The organism is Streptomyces sp. NBC_00289 (assembly GCF_041435115.1).
Taxonomy (GTDB): Bacteria; Actinomycetota; Actinomycetes; order Streptomycetales; family Streptomycetaceae; genus Streptomyces.
Genome location: NZ_CP108046.1, coordinates 1,827,494 through 1,845,853, shown reverse-complemented (window position 1 = coordinate 1,845,853; position 18,360 = coordinate 1,827,494). Strand labels below are relative to the sequence as shown.

The window sequence follows — 18,360 nt, the reverse complement described above, 5'->3', positions numbered from 1 at the left end:
CCTTTCCCCCGGCCGCGAGCCCTGCGTCCCACCGACTGCCTGTCGGGTAAGCCGTTCATGTGAACCCCCGGTTCCGGCGGATACGGGCTAAGGTGACGCAGATGAAGGCTCTCGTGCTGTCCGGAGGCGCCGGTACACGACTGCGGCCGATCACTCACACCTCGGCCAAACAGCTCGTGCCCGTGGCGAACAAAGCCGTACTTTTCTACGGCCTGGAGTCCATCGCCGCGGCCGGCATCACCGAGGTCGGGGTGGTCGTCGGAGACACCGCCGCCGAGATCGAGGAGGCGGTGGGCGACGGGTCGAAGTTCGGTCTGCGCATCACCTACATCCCCCAGGAGAAGCCCCTGGGCCTCGCCCACGCGGTGCTCATCGCCCGCGACTGGCTGGGCGACGACGACTTCGTGATGTACCTCGGCGACAACTTCATCGTCGGCGGCATCGCGGGCCTCGTCCAGGAGTTCCGCACCAACCGGCCCGACGCCCAGATCCTGCTGACCCGCGTGCCCGACCCCCGCTCGTTCGGCGTCGCCGAACTCGACGAGAGCGGGCAGGTCGTCTCCCTGGAGGAGAAACCCGAACACCCCAAGAGCGACCTCGCCCTGGTCGGGGTGTACCTGTTCACCCCCGCCATCCACGACGCGGTGCGCGCCATCGAGCCGTCCTGGCGGGGCGAGCTGGAGATCACCCACGCCATCCAGCACCTGATCGACGTCGACGCGGACGTCCGTTCGACGGTCATCAAGGGCTACTGGAAGGACACCGGGAACGTCGTCGACATGCTCGAGGTCAACCGGACCGTCCTGGAGACCCTCGAACCGCGCGTCGACGGCGAGGTGGACGAGGCCTCCGAGACCATCGGCCGGGTCGTGGTGGAGGAGGGCGCCCGCATCGTGCGCTCCCGCATCGTCGGCCCCGTCGTCATCGGCGCCGGAACCCTCGTCAGCGACTCCTACGTCGGCCCCTTCACCTCCGTCGCGGAGAACTGCCGTATCACCGACAGCGAGGTGGAGTTCTCCATCGTGCTGCGCGACTCCTCGATCCACGGGGTGGGCCGGATCGAGTCCTCACTGATCGGCCGGCACGTCGAGGTGACCCCGGCGCCCAGCGTGCCCAGTGCCCACCGCCTCGTACTCGGAGACCACAGCAAGGTGCAGATCCATACATGAACCTCCTCGTCACCGGCGCCGCCGGGTTCATCGGCTCGGCCTACGTCCGTGCGCTGCTCGCCACCGATCCGCCGGACGCGCCGCGGATCACCGTGCTCGACAAGCTCACCTACGCGGGCACCCTGGACAACCTCGAACTCGACCATCCCCGGCTGGAGTTCGTGCAGGGTGACATCTGCGACGCCGAGCTGGTCGACAAGCTGACGGCCGAGGCGGACCAGGTCGTGCACTTCGCGGCGGAGTCCCACGTGGACCGCTCGATCACCGGCGCGGCGGACTTCGTGCGCACCAACGTCCTCGGTACGCAGACCCTGTTGGACGCGGCCCTGCGCTACGGCGTCGGCACGTTCGTGCACGTCTCCACCGACGAGGTCTACGGCTCCATCGAGACGGGGTCGTGGCCGGAGACGCACCCGCTGCAGCCCAACTCCCCGTACTCCGCCTCCAAGGCGTCGTCCGACCTGCTCGCCCTGGCCTACCACCGCACCCACGGCCTGGACGTCCGGGTGACCCGCTGCTCCAACAACTACGGCCCGCACCAGTTCCCCGAGAAGGTCGTGCCGCTGTTCGTCACCAACCTCCTCGACGGCAAGAAGGTCCCGCTCTACGGGGAGGGCCTCAACGTCCGCGACTGGCTGCACGTCGAGGACCACTGCCACGGCATCGACCTCGTACGGACCAAGGGCCGTGCCGGCGAGGTGTACAACATCGGCGGCGGCACGGAGCTGAGCAACCGCGAACTCACCGGCCTGCTCCTGGAGGCCTGCGGAGCGGACTGGGACCGGGTGGAGCACGTCGAGGACCGCAAGGGCCACGACCTGCGCTACTCCGTCGACTGGTCCAAGGCCCGTGACGAGCTGGGCTACCAGCCGCGCCACGACTTCCGGACCGGCCTCGCGGACACCGTCGCCTGGTACCGGGACAACCGCGACTGGTGGGAGCCCCTCAAGCGACGTGTCAGCGGGGAGCGTGCATGAAGTGGCTGGTCACCGGCGCGGGCGGGATGCTCGGCCGGGACGTGGTCGAGGAACTGCTCCGGCGCGGTGAACAGGTGGCGGGAGCCGATCGCGCCGCCCTCGACATCACCCTGCCGGACAGCGTCGCCGCCGCCTTCGCCGAGCACCGTCCGGACGTGGTGGTCAACTGCGCCGCGTACACCGCCGTCGACGACGCCGAGCAGGACGAGAAGCGGGCGCTGCTGATCAACGGCGAGGGCCCGCGGCTGCTCGCCCGCGCGTGCGCCGCCCACGGCGCGCGGCTGGTGCACGTCTCCACCGACTACGTCTTCTCCGGCGAGGCCCGCGCCACCCCCTACCCGGAGGACCACCCCACAGCGCCGCGCACCGCGTACGGCCGCACCAAGCTGGCGGGGGAGCGGGCCGTCGCCGAGGAACTGCCCGGGGCGAGCGCCGTCGTGCGCACCGCCTGGCTCTACGGCGTCCACGGCGGGAACTTCGTCCGGACGATGCTCGACCTGGAGACCCGCCGGGACACCCTCGACGTCGTCGACGACCAGCGCGGCCAACCGACCTGGAGCGCCGACGTCGCCGAACGGATCGCCGAGCTCGGCACGCGGCTCGGCCGCGACGAGGGCGGGCTCGGCGTCTTCCACGCCACCGCCGCCGGCGAGGCCACCTGGCGTGACCTCGCCCAGGAGGTGTTCCGGCTCGTCGGCGCCGACCCCGAGCGGGTGCGCCCCACCGACAGCGCGGCCTTCGCCCGGCCGGCACCCCGTCCCGCGTACAGCGTCCTCGGACACGACCGCTGGCGTGAGATCGACCTGGCACCGCCGCGGGACTGGCGGGCCGCCCTGCAGGAAGCACTGCCTCTCATCCGCAAGGAGATTTCCCAGTGAAACGTCATGAGTTCCTTCGGGGGCTCCACAAGGCCAGCGCGAACCGCAACTACCTGGAGATCGGCGTCAACGACGGCCGAAGCCTGACGCTGTCCCGGGTTCCCAGTGTCGCCGTCGACCCCGCGTTCAAGGTGGTCACGGAGATCCGTTGCGACGTCCACCTGGCCAAGGCCACCAGCGACGACTTCTTCGCCCGCGAGAACCCGCTGGCGCACCTCAGGGGCGGCCGTCACCCGCTGCGCAACCTGGCCCGCAACCGCAGCCCGCTCGCCTACTGGCGGCGCACGACCCTGGACCTGTCGTTCATCGACGGCATGCACCTGTTCGAGTACGCGCTGCGCGACTTCATCAACATCGAGAAGCACTCGGACTGGGCCAGCGTGATCGTCTTCGACGACATGCTGCCGCGCAGTGTGGACGAGGCGGCCCGCGACCGGCACACCAACGCCTGGACCGGTGACGTCTACAAGGTCATCGAGATCCTGAACCGGTACCGCCCCGACCTGGTGACGGTCCTGGTCGACACCGCGCCCACCGGCCAGCTGGTGATCTTCGGTGCCGATCCCGGCAACACCGTGCTGACGGACAAGTACGACGAGATCATCGCGGAGTACGAGGTTCCCGACCCGCAGAAGGTGCCCGAGACGATTCTGGAGCGGGCGTCGGCCGTGAAGCCGGAGCAGCTGCTCGAGGCCGGGTTCTGGGCGCCGCTGGTGCGGGCCCGCAACCGCGGGACCAAGCGGTCCCGCGGCTGGGAGCCGCTGCGTCGTTCGCTGGAGCAGCTGAGCGTCAGCCGCTGAGCCGCTGGGCGCGCAGTCGCTCGTAGTGGGCGGAGCAGGTCTCGTACGACGGAAGTAGTCCGGACCGCTCCGCCTCGGCCAGTGAGGGCGCCTCGGCGTCCTTCGGCGACAACAGGGGCTCGATGCCCTCGGGCCAGGGCAGCGCGAGCTGCGGGTCCAGGGGGTTCACCCCGTGCTCGCGGCCCGGCGCGTATCCGGTGGAGCACAGGTACACCACCGTCGCGTCGTCGGTCAGCGCCATGAAGGCGTGCCCGAGCCCCTCCGCGATGAACACCGCGTGCCGGCTGTCGTCGTCGAGCCGTACGGCCTCCCACTGACCGAACGTGGGCGACCCCACCCGCAGGTCGACCACCACGTCGAGGACCGCGCCGCGCACGCAGGTGACGTACTTGGCCTGGCCGGGCGGCACGTCCGCGAAGTGCACGCCGCGCAGGACGCCCCGGCGGGACACCGAGCAGTTGGCCTGCGCGAGGTCGAGGTCGTACCCGGTGGCCTCGCGGAACTCCTCCCCGCGAAACCACTCGTGGAAGTTGCCCCGCTCGTCCGGGAAGACCTTGGGCTCCAGTACCCAGGCCCCCGTGATCCCCAGTGATCGCACTCCGTCACGCCTTCCGTGCGGTGAATCCGGATGTCCACTTGCCCAGCATCGTGCCGAGCGTGCGCCGCGTTCTGCGCGCCAGTCGCCGTGCGAGGCTCGCTCCGGCGGCCCGCCGCGCCAGGATGCGGCCGGCCCGGACGCGCAGGACGAGCGGCAGCGTCAGGAAGCGCGGCTCGTCGGCGCCGGGCGCCACGCTGAGCTGGACCCGCCATGCGGAGCCCCGCACGTCGGCGGCCGGCAGCTCGGCCTCCAGCACCGCTCCGGAACCGTCGGGAGCGGGGGAGAGGAGGCCGGGCACGTCGATGACCGAGCCGGCGGTGAGACGCACCAGCACCTTGGTCTCGGCCGGGACGTGCAGCGGCAGCGGGGCGCGCAGCAGCCCGCCGGACACGGTGACGTCGGCGGCGGTGAGGCGGGTCAGGCCGAGCCGCTTGGTCGCGCGGTCGACGTCCAGGGCGAGGTTGCCGGGCGGTTTCGTCCAGTACGGCAGGACCACGCGACCGCCGGCGACCGCGGGCGACGTGGCCGTCTGCCCTGCCCGGGGGACCGGGCCCAGCCGGCACTCCTTGGTCCAGCCGCCCAGCTTGACGCGGATGAAGACGTCCCACAGGCCACCGCCCAGCGGGGCGCCGCCGGCCGCGGTGGCCGGGTCGACGGTGGCGGTCGCGTGCAGCACCAGGCGGACCCGTCCGTCGGCGCCGGCCGCGACACTCTCCCGGGTGAACTTCACGGGCTGGAAGTACTGCGCGGCGCTGGACCGCTCCCGCAGCAGCAGGTCCACCGTGGCCTTCTCGAACGCGGCCACGGTGTCGGCCACCACCCAGGCGGCGGCGGCTGCGGCGTCCCTGGGCGGGTTCTCCAGCGGGGTGGCGCGACCGTCGGCGGGGAACGTCATCGGCTCGCCGCCGGAGGCGTACTCGGCCGACAGGGCGATCCGCAGCGCGTCGCCGTGCCACTGCACGTCCAGCGGCGCCGCGGTGGGCGCGATGCCTGCCTCCCAGGTGGCGAAGGCCACCAGGTCGTCGAAGCGGTCCGCGGCGATCAGCGCGGCGATCACCTGCTGGGTCGGCGGAAGGCCGCCCGCGACGCCGGGCCCGAAGCGCTCCACGACGACCCCACGGATCTCCTCGAACAGCTGCCGGCGGTAGCCGTCGTCGGGCAGGGCGAGAAGGCGCCGGCCGCGCATCCGCTCGACCATCTCGTTGCGCAGCCAGCGTCGGAACAGCCGGTCGCGCAGCGGCCCCGGCTCGGTGTACTGCTCGACGACGTCCAGGGCCTCGCGGAGGTTCTTGAAGTAGCCGACCGGGTCGAAGCGCTGGAACCCGGCGTTGCCGGCGTCGTCCCGCTTGACGTGGTAGTAGCAGACGTAGTCGCTGAGCACGGAGACGCCGTCGGCGCGCAGATACGCCTCGGTGACGAAGACGTGGTCCTCCAGCCGCCGCCTGCCCTCGGGGAAGCGCAGCTCGATCTTGTCGAGGAACTCCCGGCGGAACATCTTGTGCGGGGTGAGGCTGTCGATGAGCGGCGCGTTCTCGACGGTGGCGTGCGGGTGGTTCTGGCGGAACAGCTCCACGGGCACGGGGCGGCCCCGGCCGGCCATCTTGCCCACGACCACGTCTGCACCGTTGGCCACCGCGTAGTCGTACATCCGCTCGAGGGCTTCGTCCCCCAGGTAGTCGTCGTTGTCGACGAACATGACGTACTCCCCCACGGCGGCGGCGATGCCGACGTTGCGGGGCTTGCCCGACCAGCCCGAGTTCTCCTGATGCACCACCGTCACCCGGGAGTTCTCGGCGGCGAGGGCGTCCAGCCGGGCCGGCGATCCGTCGGTGGAACCGTCGTCGACGAAGATCACTTCGTACTCGTCGGGAGGCAGCGACTGCCTCAGCAGCGAGGAGACGCAGTCCTCGATGTATGTCCCCGGGTTGTAGACGGGAACGATGACGCTGACCTTGACCGGCATTGGGCTCCGGGCTTCCGTGGGTTACGTGCTGTGGGTGGTGCGACTACTGCGGGTGGCCAGATATTATCCCCATCGGGCGGGTTGTCCCCTGCGCCCCCACCGACGGAGACGTCCGCGGTGACGTGAAGGTTGTGCACACCAGGGTAAGAGCTTGCTCCTACGCTGGTGGCGTGCGCCTCCTCCTCATCTCCGACACACATCTCCCCAAGCGTGCCAAAGTGCTGCCGCCGGGGCTGCTCGACGAACTCCCGCGGGCCGATGTGGTGTTCCACGCCGGGGACTGGGTCGACACCGACACCCTCGATCTGCTGGAGAGCCGCAGCCGCCGGCTCGTCGCCGTGTACGGCAACAACGACGGGCCGGGGCTGCGCGCCCGGCTTCCCGAAGTGGCGTACGCGGAACTCGGCGGGCTGCGCTTCGGCGTCGTGCACGAGACGGGTCCGGCCCAGGGCCGGGAGGCACGCTGCGCGGCCCGCTTCCCCGACCTGGACGTCCTGGTCTTCGGGCACAGCCACATTCCCTGGGACACCACCGCCGCCACCGGTCTGCGCCTGCTCAATCCGGGATCCCCGACCGACCGCCGCCGCCAGCCCCACTGCACCTACCTCACGGCGACCGTGGCGGAGGGCCGGCTGACGGACCTGCGGCTGCACCGGCTGCCTCCGCGGTGACCGCCCCCGTCACGCTCCCGGCGAGGGGCCGGCCGGGTGGATCGTTCCCGCGGTGACCGTCAGCGGGGCGCCGCTGCCTCCCCAGCGCAGGGCGACGATCTCGGCGGCGACCGAAACGGCGACCTCCTCGGGCGTACGAGCCCCGAGGTCGAGCCCGACCGGAGAGCGCAGCCGGGACAGTTCGGCCTCCGGCACCCCGGCCTCCAGCAGCCGACCCATCCGGTCGTCGTGCGTACGGCGGCTGCCCATCGCCCCGATGTACGCGGCCGGCCGGCGCAGCGCCACCTCCAGCAGCGGGACGTCGAACTTCGGGTCGTGGGTGAGCACGCAGATCACGGTGCGTTCGTCGGTGTCGGTGCCCCGCAGGTAGCGGTGCGGCCAGTCCACGACCACCTCCACGCCCTCCGGGAAGCGCTTGGGTGTCGCGAAGACCGGGCGGGCGTCGCACACCGTGACCCGGTAGCCGAGGAAGGCGCCGATCCGGGCGACCGCGGCCGCGTAGTCGATCGCGCCGAACACCAGCAGGCGGGGCGGCGGCGCGTAGGAGTGCAGGAACACGGTGACCGCGTCCTCGCGCCGCTCGCCGTGCGGCCCGTAGTGCCTGAGTCCCGTGGCACCGAGGGCGAGTTCACCGCGGGCGTCGGCGGTCACCGCCACGTCCAGGCCGGGCGTGCCCAGGGTGCCGGAGGCCGTCTCCGGCCAGACGGCGAGCGTGGCCCCGCGCGGTGCGGGCCCGTCGGTCACGGTGGCCACGGTCACCGGACGGCCCGCGCCGACGGACTCGGCGACCGCGCCGAAGGACGGATCGGCCGACGCCGTGACGGGGCGTACCAGCAGGGTGATCTCCCCGCCACAGGTCAGCCCCACCGCGAACGCGTCCGTGTCGCTGTACCCGAAGGTCTCCAGGCGGGGCTCCCCGCTCGCCACCACCTCCCGGGCGAGTTCGAAGACCGCCGCCTCGACGCAGCCGCCGGACACGCTGCCCACGACCTCGTCGCCGGGGCCCACGGCCATGGCCGCGCCGGGGTCGCGCGGGGCGGAGCGGCTCACGGCGACGACCGTGGCCAGGCCGAAGGGTTCACCGGCCGCGTACCAGCCGCTCAGCACCGGAAGGATGTCCCGCACGATCCGCTCCTTTCACCGGCCGCCAGGGCCTGTCACCAGGATGCGCCGGGCGCGCTCCGGCCGGTGCAAGCCTCGCACCGGCGCCGCGAGCCGCCGCGGAGCGCCACGCGCCCGGCATCGACGTGTGCCGGTGCGACGGCGGAGCGGTCGTGGCCGAGCGTTAATCCGTTGCGGCGGCGCTCGGGGGACTGCTGCACTGAAGGGGATCCGTCGCCGCAGAACCAGGAGCAGCAATGCGCACACCGTTCATGTCCCGCCCGGAAGGAACACCCCACTCTTCAAAGGACATGACACTTCGTGCACTTGCTCAACCTCGGCATTCTCGCGCACGTCGACGCAGGTAAGACCAGCCTGACCGAGCGGCTGCTGCACGCGGTCGGAGTGATCGACGAGATCGGTCGCGTCGACGACGGCAACACCGTGACCGACACCCTCGCGCTGGAGCGCCGGCGCGGCATCACCATCAAGTCCGCCGTCGTGTCCTTCGCGGTCGACGACGTGACGGTCAACCTCATCGACACCCCAGGACACCCGGACTTCATCGCCGAGGTGGAGCGGGTGCTGGGCGTCCTCGACGGCGCCGTCCTGGTCGTCTCCGCCGTCGAGGGCGTACAGGCGCAGACCCGCGTCCTGATGCGGACCCTGCGACGACTGCGCATCCCCACGCTCGTCTTCGTCAACAAGATCGACCGGCGCGGGGCGCGGTACGAGGGCGTCCTGCGGGCGATCAGCGAGCGGCTCACTGCCGCGGTCGTGCCGATGGGGACGACCGCGGGACTCGGCACGCCCGGCGCCCGCTTCGTCCCCGGGCTCGGCCCGGCCGCGCTCGACGTCCTCGCCGACCGGGACGAGGACCTGCTGGCCGCGTACGTCGAGGGTGTCCTGTCCGGCGACCGGATCGGCGCGGCCCTCGCCGCCCAGACCGGGCAGGCACTGGTGCACCCCGTGTACTTCGGCTCCGCCGCTACCGGAGCGGGCGTGGACGACCTGGTCACGGGCGTCAGGAAGCTGCTCCCGGCCGCCGACGGCGACCCCGCCGGGCCCCTGTCGGGGACCGTGTTCAAGGTCGAGCGGGGTCCGGCGGGGGAGAAGGTGGCGTACGCCCGGGTCTTCTCCGGGACACTGCGCGTCCGCGACCGGATCCCCTTCGGTGAGGAGGCCGGGCGGGAACGGGGCGGCGCACGGGCGGAGGGCGTGGGCGCGGCCGCGTCCGAGCGGCCTCAGGACAGGGCCGCGGCGGGGAGAGCGGAGCCGAAGGGCGTGGGTTCGGCGGGCTCCGTACGGGCGGAGGGCGACGCGGCGGGATCCCCGGGCACTCGGGACCCTCGGGACCGGGGCGCGGCCGGGGGGAGTGCGAAGCCGGCGGGCGCGCTCGCGGCAGGCTCCGCACGGCCGGAAGGCCGGGTCACCGGGATCACCGTCTTCGACCAGGGAGAGGACGTCCGGGCCGAGGCGGTGGCCGCCGGCCGGATCGCCAGGCTGTGGGGCCTGACCGGCATCAGGATCGGCGACGCCATCGGCGAACCCCGCAAGCGGGAGGCGCGCTTCTTCGCCCCGCCGACCCTGGAGACGGTCGTCGTCACAGGCCCCGGCACGGACCGGCGGGCTCTGCACCTCGCGCTCACCCGGCTCGCCGAGCAGGACCCGCTGATCGACCTGCGGCACGACGAGGTGCGCCGGGAGATCTCCGTGTCCCTCTACGGCGAGGTGCAGAAGGAGGTCATCCAGGCCACCCTCGCCGAGGAGTTCGGACTCGAGGTCGCCTTCCGCGAGACCACGCCCCTGTGCATCGAGCGGCCGGCCGGGACAGGAGCCGCGGTCGAGTTCAACAAGAAGGACCCGAATCCGTTCCTGGCGACGGTCGGTCTGCGGGTCGACCCGGCGCCGGCCGGCTCCGGGGTGGACTTCCGGCTGGAGGTGGAGCTCGGCTCCATGCCGTACGCCTTCTTCAAGGCCGTCGAGGACACCGTGCGGGAGACCCTCGGACAGGGTCTGCACGGCTGGCGGGTGACCGACTGCACGGTCACCATGACCCACTGCGGCTACTCGCCCCGGCAGAGCCACGCCCACCAGGGTTTCGACAAGAGCATGTCCAGCACGGGCGCGGACTTCCGCGGCGTGACCCCGCTGGTCCTGGTCGAGGCGCTGCGGCGGGCGGGCACCCGGGTGTACGAGCCGATGCACCACTTCCGCGTCGAGGCCCCGGCGGACACGCTGGGCGCCCTGCTGCCGGTGCTGGCCGCGTCGCGGGCCGTACCGCGGGCGACGGACACGCGGGACGGCCTCGGCCTGCTGGAGGGAGCGGTTCCGGCAGCTCTGGTGCACGGTCTCGAGCAGCGGCTGCCGGGACTGACCCGCGGGGAGGGCGAGTGGGAGAGCGCCTTCGACCACTACGCGCCCGTCGTCCGGGGGACCGTCCCCGAGCGGCCGCGCACCGACCAGAATCCGCTCAACCGCAAGGAGTACTTGCTGAACGTGACGGGCAGGACGGGCAACTGAGCTGGTGGGTAGTCAACTTACTTGTGAGTCAGAAGGTATTGACGGTGTCGTGAAATCACCGGACTGTAGTGGACATGCCGAATATCCGGGCACGTCTGCTCGTTGTTCTGGTTGTCCTCTGCGGACTCTGCGGTTTCCTCACGGTGGCGGGCTCCCCGTCCGCCACGGCCGCCACCCTCCCCGACTCCCTCCCGTTCGACGGCACGGCGCTCACCGTGTCGAACGGCCGCTTCGTCGACGGCAACGGCCGCGAGGTCGTCCTGCGCGGCTACAACGTCTCCGGTGAGACCAAACTCGCGGAGAACAACGGCCTGCCCTTCGCGTCCGTCGCCGACGCCAGGAAGTCGGCGACGGCCCTGCGCACCCTCGGCGGCGGCAACTCCGTCCGGTTCCTGCTCTCCTGGGCCTACGCCGAACCGGTCCGCGGCCAGGTCGACACCGCCTACCTGGCCGCCGCGACGGACCAGATGCGCGTCTTCCTCGACGCCGGTATCCGCGTCTACCCCGACTTCCACCAGGACCTCTACTCCCGCTGGCTGTTCGACGACGACAGCTGGTACACCGGCGACGGCGCCCCCAAATGGGCGGTGGACGCCGCGAGTTACCCGGACGAGTCCTGCGGGATCTGCCTCTTCTGGGGGCAGAACATCACCCAGAACGGCGCGGTGAAGGCGGCCCAGTACGACTTCTGGCACAACGCCTACGGCCTCCAGGACGCCTTCCTGGCCACCGCCCAGCAGACCATGGCGTACGTCAGACAGCACCTGAGCGCCGAGGAGTTCGCGGGGGTCGTCGGTTTCGACCCGTACAACGAGCCGTACGCGGGCACCTACACCTCGGGGCAGACCAGCCGTACCTGGGAGCGCGACCTGCTCTGGCCCTTCTACGTGAAGTTCCGGGCCCGGATGGACGCGGCGGGCTGGCAGGACAAGCCGGCCATGGTCGAGGCGAACCTGTTCTGGAACGCCAACATCGACTCCCAGAAGCAGGAGGGCGGACTGCTCGACGCGGGCACGCTCGGCTCCCGCTACGTCTTCAACACCCACTTCTACGACCAGAAGGCCATCTCGGGCATCCTGATGTGGGGCAAGGCGGCCGACGGACAGTACGTCACCGACTTCGGGGCGATCCGCGACCGGGCCGCGGCGGCCGGCACGGCGGCCGTGGTCAGCGAGTTCGGCCACCCGCTGGCGGGCACCGTCGCCGACAAGGCCCCGACGGTCCTCAAGGCGATGTACCAGTCCCTCGACTCCCGACTGAAGGGTGCGAGTTGGTGGTCGTCCCCGGCCACCTCCGGTCCGGTCCTGTCCGGCAGCCAGTGGCAGTGGGACATCTACAACGGACGTCACCACGAGCTGATGAACGGCAACGCCGGCAAGGTGCTGACCTCCGGCGACGCCTGGAACGACGAGGACCTCTCGGCCGTGCGTCTCGACGACTCCGGCACGGCGGTACTGCGGCAGGACGCCCGGCTCCTCGATCGCGTCTACCCGAGCGCCACCTCCGGCTCGACCGTGGCCTTCAGCTACGAGGACCGCTCCCGGGACGGCTCCACGACCCTGACCTGGAATCCGGTGCCCGGTTCACTGCCGAACGTGGCGAACCTCGTCGGCTCCGGACAGTACGGGCTCCTGCTGTGGCGCTCCGGGGGCGGCTCCGCGCCCACCGAGCTGCACCTCCCGGCGAGCTTCCCGACCTCGTCGACGACGGTGGTCTCCGACCTGGGCACAGCCCATGCCCCGCCGGCGTACACGAGTACGACACCGATCGCGGCGGCCCCCGAGCCCGGTGGCACGGGCAGCCGTCGCCTCCTGCTCACCGACCAGGACTCCGGAGTCCTGCACTACGCGCTGGTGACCAACGGGGCGACGTCGCCGTCCTCGGCCGTGCTGAGCGCGGCGCGCTCCGAACTCGCCGCGTGGGCGGCCTCGCACACCTGACGCAGAACGGCTCCGGCACCGGTCCAGGACATGGACCGGTGCCGGAGCCGGTGTCGGCGTGGGTGCCGGTGGCGGGGCTGTCAACGAGCCGACGCACCGGTCCAGTTGGACAGCACGTGACCCAGTCGTACGCGCTGCGGGTGGTCGCCGACCGGGACCGACAGCGTCTTCTTGCCGGTGGCGAAGTCGATCGCCGTGACCTGGTCGGCGCCGCTCTCGGACACCACGCAGTCCTTGCCGTCCCCGCTGACGGTGGCCCAGTACGGCTTGGAGACGGTGTTCAGCGGGCCTTCCTGGAGGGTGGCCCGGTCGACGACCGTCGCGTAGTCGTCCATCGTGCCGGCGACGCACAGCTTGCTGCCGTCGGGGCTCATCGAAAGGCCGTGGTGACGCGAGTCGTTGACCCAGGTCGTACGGTCCTCACTGGTCGCCGGGTTCTTCGGCAGCGTCTTCACCCGGGTGATCTTGTCGGTGGCGACGTCGTACTCCATGAAGCCGTTGAAGAACGACACCTGGAAGTAGAGCTTCGACTCGTCCGGCGAGAACACGGCGGGCCGCACCGCGTCGGAGAAGTCCTTCAGGCCGATCGCGTCCAGGCGCGCGCGCATGTCGATGACCTTGACCTGCTTGTACGTCGTCGCGTCCACGACCGTGATGTAGCGGTTGCCCTTGGTCCAGTCCCAACCCGGGTCGTCCAGGTCGGTGTTGACGTCACCGATGGCCATGTTCCAGATGTACTTGCCGTCCTTGGTGAAGATGTTCTCGTGCGGCTTGTCCCCGGTGGCGAACGAACCCACCTGCTTGCCGCTGGTGATGTCGAGGACGTGCACGGTGTTCGCGGTCGAGGCCGACACCGCGACCCGGGTGCCGTCGGGGGAGACGGCCATGTGGTCCGAGCGGTAACCCGACACGGCGAAGCGCCAGTTGATGGCGCCGGTGCCAAGGTCGATCGAGACGACGTCGGCGAAACTCGGCCGGGAGACGACCACCGACTTGCCGTCGGGCGTGGAGTACATGTCGTCGACGAACTGGTCGTGTCCCTCCCCGACGCCGTTGCGGATCGCCATGAAGTAGATCCACTTGATCGGGTCGGCGTTGATCGCCGCCATCCGCGCGTCCTTGTCGGGGATCACGTTGATGCGGCCGACCTTCGCGAAGTCGCCGGACGACTTGATCACGTCGGCCGTGCCGTCCCAGTTGTTGCCGACGAACAGCACCTCGCGCAGGGCGGCGGCGGAGACCTCCGCGGGGGTGGCGGCGGTCGCGGCGCTCGCGGAGGCGGTGAGGGTCAGGACGAGGGCGGCGGCTACGGAGCAAAGGTGCCTGGGTCTGATAGCAGGCATGAGTGCTCTCTCCTCTGGAGTGGGGCGTCATGAGTGGAACATGCCAAGACGGCCTACGAGTCTGAACACGAACGCATTCAGAGTTAACTTACTGCAAAGTAAGGAAGGGGGTGCCTTCTCCACAAGACTGCGGACACGACAAAATCGACTGCGTGGCGATCGACGACGAGAGAGGGAGGCGCGGGTGACGGGCAGGCTCAAGGCGGCGACCGGCCGCTACGGCGGCAAGTCCGCCGAGGAGCGCCAGGCGGAGCGGCGCCGGCGGTTCCTGGACGCCGCCCTCCAGCTGTTCGGAGACGTCCCCGGCTACCGCTCCACCACCGTCGCCGCGCTCAGCGAGGCCGCCGGACTGTCCACCCGCCAGTTCTACGAGGAGTTCCGCACCCTCGAGGACGTCCTTGCCGCGCTGCACCTCCAGGTAAACGGCTGGGCCGAGGAGGCCGTCCTGGCCGCGATCACCGGCATCGGGCCCGTTCCGCTGGCCGAACGCGCCGCCGCGATCTTCCGGGCGTACGCCGCGAACGTCACCTCGGACCCGCGCCGGGTCCGCATCACCTTCGTCGAGATCATCGGCGTCAGCCCCCGGCTGGAGGAACAGCGGCTGGCCCGCCGTTCCCGTTGGGTGAACCTGGTGTGCGCCGAGGCGGCGGCGGCCGTCGCCCGGGGGGAGGCGGCGCCCCGGGACTTCCGGCTGGCGGCCACCGGATTCATCGGCAGCGTCAACGGCCTGCTGCACGACTGGAACGCGGGCTGGGTGGACGCGACACTCGACGAGGTCGTCGACGAACTGGTCCGGCAGCTGCTGTCCATCCTGCGGCCCCCGGGATGGCAACCCCCCGAGTCCTGACCAGCGGAAGCTGGACGTGGCGCGAGGTCGGCGCGTCCGCCGTCAGGCGGCGCAGTGGTACGGCGCGTGCCGGTGACCCGGGCCGCGTTCAGTCGGCCAGCCGGTTCACCGCGGCCACGACGGCGCCCACGCCGTCCTCGCTCCGGATGCGGGCACCGAGGGCTCGGGCGCGCTCGGCGTACGCGGGGTCGCGGACGGCCCGGACGAGCGCCGGGGCCAGCGCTTCGGCGGTCAGGCGGCGCAGTGGTACGGCGCGTGGGGCCACGCCGAGGCCGACCAGCCGGGCGGCCCAGAAACCCTCGTCGAACTGGACCGGGACGGGTACGGCGGGAACTCCGGCGCGCAGGCCGGCCGCGGTGGTGCCGGCGCCCGCGTGGTGGACCACCGCGGCCACGCGGGGGAAGAGCGCGGAGTGCGGGACCTCGTCGATGGTTAGCATGTCCTCGCCCTCGCCCGAGCCGTCGGCCGTGAGCCCGCCCCAGCCGCGCTGGATCACCCCGCGCAGCCCGGCCAGGCGCAGGGCACGTACGACCTCGGCGCTCAGGCGCCGGGCGTCGGGCACGGTCGCACTGCCCAGCCCCACGAAGACGGGCGCGGGGCCCGCGTCCAGGAAGTCCCGCAGCCGGGACGGGAGCGGGGCGGTTCCGTCGTACGGCCACCAGTAGCCGGTCACGTCGAGTCCGGCCCGCCAGTCGCGCGGCCGGGGTACCACCAGCGGGCTGAAGCCGTGCAGCACCGGCATGGCGCGGCGTTCCCGGTCCCGGCCGCGCAGCGCGGCCGTGGCCCGGGCGCGGGGCAGTCCGAGCCGGGCCCGCACGGCCGGCACGGCTTCGGCGAAGACCCGCTCCACGGCCAGGTTCACCCCGTGTCCGGCGATTCGGTTGGGGACGGCTCCCCATGAGCGGACGCCCAGTATCGGAGGCGCGAACTCCCGTGTGGGTGCGAGTGGTTGGAGGTGGACGCCGATGCTCGGCAGGGACAGCCCCTCGGCGATGGCGTGGCCCAGGGGGCCGAGGGAGGCGGCCGGCAGGAGCACGTCGCTCGTCCGGGCGGCCGCCACGAGATCGTCGGTCATCCGTCCGGCCAGCGCCCGCGCCATCGTGACGACCCGCACCAGTTTTCCCACGCCGGTCGTGCTGCGGTGCAGCCCGCGCCCCCGCGACGACTCCAGCTCCGCCCGGGGGTCCACCGGCAGGGGACGGAACCCGACTCCGGACCCCGCCACGAGCCGCTCGAAGCAGCCGTGGGTGACCAGGGTGACCTCGTGCCCGGCACGGACCAGGCCGTACGCCAGACCGGTGTACGGGGCGACGTCGCCCCTGGATCCCGCTGTCATGATCGCTACGCGCACGCCGGAAGTATGACGGTGCCAACCGCCGGACGGGGACAACGACCCGCTGACGACAGCGAGTTCACGCCGGACATCACCCCTGTCGCAGCCGTTGACTTTGCCCTCTCGCGGTTCTACGTTCGCCCCGCGATGCGTTCGGTTCATCGATCTGTGTCCGAAATACCGCACAACATGGGTTCTCCCCCCATCTGAAGGAGCCGCATGTCCCCCCGCACGTCCGCCCCGCCGCGCCCGCCCGTCAGAGGTCTCCTCCGCCGTTCCAGAGCCTCCACCGTACGCGTCCTGGTCCTCGTCCTGACCGTGGCCACCGCACTGCTCTTCGCCGGCCCCGGGCCGGCCCAGGCGGCCACGACCCGCCAGATACCGGTGTCCGCCGCCCCCATGGGCTGGGCCTCCTGGAACAGTTTCGCCGCCAAGATCGACTACAACGTCATCAAGAAGCAGGTCGACGCGTTCGTCGCGGCGGGCCTGCCGGCGGCCGGGTACACGTACATCAACATCGACGAGGGCTGGTGGCAGGGCACCCGCGACAGCGCCGGGAACATCACCGTCGACACCGCCGAGTGGCCCGGTGGCATGAGTGCCATCGCCGACTACATCCACAGCAAGGGCCTCAAGGCCGGCATCTACACCGACGCCGGCAAGGACGGCTGCGGCTACTACTTCCCGACCGGCCGCCCCGCCGCGCCCGGTTCGGGCAGCGAGGGCCACTACGACCAGGACATGCTGCAGTTCTCCACCTGGGGCTTCGACTTCGTCAAGGTCGACTGGTGCGGCGGCGACGCCGAGAAACTCGACGCGAAGACCACCTACCGGGCCATCAGCGACTCCGTCACCAGGGCCACGGCGGCCACCGGCCGTCCGCTGACGCTCTCGATCTGCAACTGGGGCTACCAGAACCCCTGGAACTGGGCACCGGGCCAGGCCCCCATGTGGCGGACCAGCACCGACATCATCTACTACGGCAACAAGCCGTCGATGAGCAGCCTGCTGTCCAACTTCGACCAGACGCTGCACCCCACGGCCCAGCACACCGGCTACTACAACGACCCGGACATGCTGATGGTCGGCATGGACGGCTTCACCGCCGCCCAGAACCGCACCCACATGAACCTGTGGGCGATCTCCGGCGCCCCGCTGCTGGCCGGCAACGACCTGACGACGATCACGTCGGAGACCGCGGCCGTCCTCAAGAACCCCGAGGTCATCGCCGTCGACCAGGACGCGCGCGGACTCCAGGGCGTCAAGGTCGCCGAGGACACCACCGGGGCACAGGTCTACGGCAGGGTGCTGTCGGGTACCGGCAAGCGCGCGGTCGTGCTGCTCAACCGGACGTCCGCCGCCAGGAACATCACCGTACGCTGGTCCGACCTCGGCCTGACCAACGCCTCCGCGACCGTCCGGGACCTGTGGACCCGTTCCGACGTGGGCAGTTACGGCACCGGCTACACCACTAGCGTCCCGGCCGGCGGCTCCGTCCTGCTCACGGTGACCGGCGGCACCGAGGCGGCCAGCAGCACGTACACCGGCGGCTCGGCCTTCACCGGCGTGGTCGCGGGCAGCACCGGGGTGAAGACCGTCGACGTCTCCTACACCAACACCGCCGCCACCGCCCGTACGGCCACCCTCCAGGTCAACGGCCAGAACGCCACCACGGTCTCCTTCCCGCCGACCGGGTCGAGCGCGGGCACGGTCTCCGTGGCCGTCGCCCTGTCCAAGGGTTCCGCCAACAGGCTCACCTTCTCGGGCGCCCCGACGCTCGACTCCATCACGGTCAGACCGCTGCCCGGAGCCAACGGCACCCTCGCCGTCGGCAAGCAGTCCGGCCGCTGCCTCGACATCTACGACAACACCATCGGCAACGGCACCCAGGCCGAGCTGTGGGACTGCAACGGCGGCCAGAACCAGTCCTGGACGTACACCTCCCGCAAGGAACTCGTGCTGTACGGCAACAAGTGCCTGGACGCCTACAACCTCGGCACGAGCAACGGGACCAAGGCCGTCATCTGGGACTGCAACGGCCAGGCCAACCAGCAGTGGAACGTGAACAGTGACGGCACGATCGTCAATGTCAACGCCGGTCTCTGCCTGGACGTGTACAACAACGCCACCGCCAACGGGAGCCCGCTGGACCTGTGGACCTGCGACGGCGGCGACAACCAGAAGTGGACCCTGACGTAGGGCGGAGCGGAACAGGTC

Annotated in this window: 14 protein-coding genes; 9 read left to right on the top strand and 5 right to left on the bottom strand. The window is 71.2% G+C overall.

Annotation, left to right across the window (positions count from 1 at the left end; all coding sequences use genetic code 11):
• Positions 1–101: 101 nt before the first annotated feature.
• The 4 genes from OG985_RS08820 to OG985_RS08805 are packed head-to-tail and all read left to right on the top strand — an operon-like array spanning position 102 to position 3,824.
• On the top strand, positions 102–1,169 hold the full coding sequence (locus OG985_RS08820) for a glucose-1-phosphate thymidylyltransferase (RefSeq protein WP_371667700.1): 1,068 nt from the start codon (positions 102–104) through the stop codon (positions 1,167–1,169).
• A complete protein-coding gene (gene rfbB / locus OG985_RS08815; protein WP_371667699.1) occupies positions 1,166–2,146 on the top strand; it encodes a dTDP-glucose 4,6-dehydratase in 981 nt (326 codons plus the stop codon). The genes OG985_RS08820 and rfbB overlap by 4 nt, the downstream gene beginning before the upstream one ends.
• Complete coding sequence (gene rfbD, locus OG985_RS08810; protein ID WP_371667698.1) at positions 2,143–3,024, top strand: dTDP-4-dehydrorhamnose reductase; 882 nt, start codon at positions 2,143–2,145, stop codon at positions 3,022–3,024. The genes rfbB and rfbD overlap by 4 nt, the downstream gene beginning before the upstream one ends.
• The gene (locus OG985_RS08805; protein ID WP_371667697.1) at positions 3,021–3,824 is read left to right on the top strand and encodes a class I SAM-dependent methyltransferase; all 804 of its coding nucleotides are present in this window, start codon (positions 3,021–3,023) and stop codon (positions 3,822–3,824) included. The genes rfbD and OG985_RS08805 overlap by 4 nt, the downstream gene beginning before the upstream one ends.
• Here the strand turns inward: OG985_RS08805 and rfbC are convergent.
• Positions 3,814–4,422, bottom strand: coding sequence for a dTDP-4-dehydrorhamnose 3,5-epimerase (gene rfbC, locus OG985_RS08800; RefSeq protein ID WP_371667696.1), 609 nt, complete (start codon positions 4,420–4,422; stop codon positions 3,814–3,816). The two genes, OG985_RS08805 and rfbC, sit on opposite strands and share 11 nt — an antisense overlap.
• Before the next feature lie 4 nt (positions 4,423–4,426).
• On the bottom strand, positions 4,427–6,385 hold the full coding sequence (locus tag OG985_RS08795) for a glycosyltransferase family 2 protein (RefSeq protein WP_371667695.1): 1,959 nt from the start codon (positions 6,383–6,385) through the stop codon (positions 4,427–4,429).
• Between the two features lie 170 nt (positions 6,386–6,555).
• Between OG985_RS08795 and OG985_RS08790 the strand changes: the two genes are divergently transcribed.
• Complete coding sequence (locus OG985_RS08790; protein ID WP_371667694.1) at positions 6,556–7,056, top strand: metallophosphoesterase; 501 nt, start codon at positions 6,556–6,558, stop codon at positions 7,054–7,056.
• Between the two features lie 9 nt (positions 7,057–7,065).
• Here OG985_RS08790 and OG985_RS08785 read toward each other — a convergent pair whose 3' ends face one another.
• Positions 7,066–8,181: an XdhC family protein gene (locus OG985_RS08785; protein WP_371667693.1), complete on the bottom strand. Its 1,116-nt coding sequence runs from the start codon at positions 8,179–8,181 to the stop codon at positions 7,066–7,068.
• A gap of 297 nt (positions 8,182–8,478) precedes the next feature.
• On the opposite strand from OG985_RS08785, the gene OG985_RS08780 reads away from it, so the two are divergent.
• Together OG985_RS08780 and OG985_RS08775 are read left to right on the top strand one after the other, a co-directional pair.
• Entirely contained in the window at positions 8,479–10,680 is a 2,202-nt protein-coding gene (locus tag OG985_RS08780; RefSeq protein ID WP_371667692.1) for a GTP-binding protein, read from the top strand.
• Positions 10,681–10,754: 74 nt separating this feature from the next.
• The gene (locus tag OG985_RS08775; RefSeq protein WP_371667691.1) at positions 10,755–12,620 is read left to right on the top strand and encodes a cellulase family glycosylhydrolase; all 1,866 of its coding nucleotides are present in this window, start codon (positions 10,755–10,757) and stop codon (positions 12,618–12,620) included.
• A gap of 80 nt (positions 12,621–12,700) precedes the next feature.
• On the opposite strand, the gene OG985_RS08770 is transcribed toward OG985_RS08775, so the two are convergent.
• Positions 12,701–13,963, bottom strand: a complete 1,263-nt coding sequence (locus OG985_RS08770) for a YncE family protein (RefSeq protein WP_371667690.1) — start codon at positions 13,961–13,963, stop codon at positions 12,701–12,703.
• Positions 13,964–14,147: 184 nt separating this feature from the next.
• On the opposite strand from OG985_RS08770, the gene OG985_RS08765 reads away from it, so the two are divergent.
• Entirely contained in the window at positions 14,148–14,810 is a 663-nt protein-coding gene (locus OG985_RS08765) for a TetR/AcrR family transcriptional regulator (RefSeq protein ID WP_371667689.1), read from the top strand.
• Between the two features lie 88 nt (positions 14,811–14,898).
• On the opposite strand, the gene OG985_RS08760 is transcribed toward OG985_RS08765, so the two are convergent.
• Entirely contained in the window at positions 14,899–16,146 is a 1,248-nt protein-coding gene (locus OG985_RS08760; protein ID WP_371674307.1) for a glycosyltransferase, read from the bottom strand.
• 216 nt (positions 16,147–16,362) lie between these two features.
• Here OG985_RS08760 and OG985_RS08755 point away from each other — a divergent pair, with 216 nt between their 5' ends.
• The gene (locus OG985_RS08755) at positions 16,363–18,342 is read left to right on the top strand and encodes an RICIN domain-containing protein (RefSeq protein WP_371667688.1); all 1,980 of its coding nucleotides are present in this window, start codon (positions 16,363–16,365) and stop codon (positions 18,340–18,342) included.
• Positions 18,343–18,360 lie beyond the last annotated feature (18 nt).